Here is a 1,395-nt window from a genome sequence, read left to right as displayed (position 1 = left end):
CGAGGCCTCGTCCCCGGCGCCGACGAGCTGGGCGTAGCCGACGATCACGGGGTCGACGGCACCCCCGCCCGCGGCGGCACCGGTCTCATCGGGGTCGGTCGCGAGGAAGTGACGCGCCCCGCCGGCCGGCCCGCGGAGGGCCCGGAGGGGTTGCTCACCGAGGGGTGCGACCCCGTCAACCGATCCCGCCTGCCGGGCCATCGCCTCGATGCGGTCGGCGGCACCGGCGTCCGGTGCGCGTTCGGTGACTGTCATGCGTCGCCTCCGTCCTCCCTGCGATCCGACGGCCGGACCGCTTTGTACCCGACGTTACGGACGGTGCCGATGAGCGACTCGTGATCGGGACCGAGCTTGGCGCGCAGTCGCCGGACGTGGACGTCGACGGTCCGGGTTCCACCGAAGAAGTCGTAACCCCACACCTCCTGGAGCAGCTGCGCGCGGGAGAAGACCCGGCCGGGATGCTGGCACAGGTGCTTGAGGAGCTCGAACTCCTTGTAGGTCAGATCCAGGGGGCGCCCCTTGACGCGGGCGACGTAGGTCTCCTCGTCGATGACCAGCTCGCCGACCGTGAGGAGGCCACCGTCCGCCTCGCCCTGGGACGAGTGTCGCGCGGCGGCGAGGCGGAACCGGGCGTCCACCTCCGCCGGCCCGGTGGTCGGCAGGAGGATGTCGTCGAGGCCCCAGTCCCCGCTGACGGCGATCAGTCCCCCCTCGGAGACGACGGCGATGACGGCGAGGTCCCCGCCACCGGACAGCAGCCTGCACAGTGCCCGCGACGCCGCGAGATCACTCCGCGCGTCGACCAGGGCGAGTGCCGCACCGGAGAGATCCCCCAGCGAGGACGCCAGCGGCGGGAGTACACGCACCGAGTGCGGGAGGAGAGGCAGCGCGGGGATGACCGCCTCCGGGTCTGCTTCAGCGGCGAGGAGCACTACGTCCATGTCGCTTCCTCTCCGTCCGGGGGCCGAGACGATACTAGCGACCCGCACCCCCGAAACGGGGATTGGAGTACACCTGAATGCCATGAGACTCCCCCGCCCCGTCGTCATCGCGGCTGTCGCCGTGGCCGTCGTGGCCGGCAGCGCCTTCACCGTGGAGACGGTGTCCGCCTCACGGATCGAGGCCGACCTGTCCGGTCGGATCGACCCGGGGAACGCTGGTGACGGGCCCCCGTCGGTGACGATCGGCGGCGCGCCGGGGTCGCGGTGGTCCGGCCCGGACACCCTCGTCTCGGCGGCGATCCGGGTCGAAGGGGTCGACCGGCCCGGGCTCGGGCCGGTCGCGGTGGAGGCCGTGGCCACCGACGTCTCCGTGCCGGAGGACCCGACCGGTCCGCTGACCGCCGGGGAGGTGACGGTCTCGGTACAGATCACCGGGGCCTCGCTCGGCCCGGCC

At 73.0% G+C, this 1,395-nt stretch carries 1 protein-coding gene and 2 pseudogenes; 1 reads left to right on the top strand and 2 read right to left on the bottom strand.

Going from position 1 to position 1,395, the window contains the following annotated elements; translation table 11 throughout:
- Positions 1 to 255: pseudogene (locus G6023_RS14335) on the bottom strand (mycothiol synthase); the annotation flags it as partial.
- The gene (locus G6023_RS14330) at positions 252 to 941 is read right to left on the bottom strand and encodes a winged helix-turn-helix domain-containing protein (RefSeq protein WP_067712021.1); all 690 of its coding nucleotides are present in this window, start codon (positions 939 to 941) and stop codon (positions 252 to 254) included. The gene G6023_RS14330 and the pseudogene G6023_RS14335, both read right to left, overlap by 4 nt.
- Before the next feature lie 82 nt (positions 942 to 1,023).
- Between G6023_RS14330 and G6023_RS14325 the strand changes: the two are divergent.
- A pseudogene (locus G6023_RS14325) lies at positions 1,024 to 1,395 on the top strand (DUF2993 domain-containing protein); the annotation flags it as partial.

This window comes from Dietzia sp. DQ11-71 (assembly GCF_014144995.1).
Classification (GTDB): Bacteria; Actinomycetota; Actinomycetes; order Mycobacteriales; family Mycobacteriaceae; genus Dietzia; species Dietzia kunjamensis.
Note: the sequence above shows the minus strand (reverse complement) of the source record. Positions and strands in the feature narration are given on the sequence as shown.